General features: G+C 35.9%; 1 protein-coding gene. It reads left to right on the forward strand.

Annotated features, from left to right (window positions below):
• On the forward strand, positions 1-354 hold a 354-nt coding region (locus DLK05_RS17355; RefSeq protein WP_498366018.1), incomplete at both ends, for a uridine kinase family protein.

Genomic DNA, 354 nt, shown 5'->3' on the forward strand with positions numbered 1-354 from the left:
CTCCCTATATGTCTTTCTTAAAAGAACGCGAAGCTGTTGGTGCAACTGGCGAAAATTGGTTGTTTTTTGGAGAAAAAGAAAGAAAGTGTGAAGCTAAGGAAGTCGAGATCCCAAAATTCTCTTTTGAAAAAGGGGAACGTTATTACGATGGTGAGAAACTAAAAATTAATGGAAAAAACGTACTCGTTATAGAAGGCATACATGCTTTAAACCCAAAATTAACCTCTCTTGTTTCTGATGAAGTTAAGTTTAAGATCTATATTTCTGCCTTAACATCAATCTCCATTGATGGACACAACAGAGTGCGTTCAACAGATAACCGTTTAATTCGAAGAATTGTTCGAGATCATCGTT

This window comes from Ancylomarina longa (assembly GCF_003996985.1).
In the GTDB taxonomy this organism is placed as follows: domain Bacteria; phylum Bacteroidota; class Bacteroidia; order Bacteroidales; family Marinifilaceae; genus Ancylomarina_A; species Ancylomarina_A longa.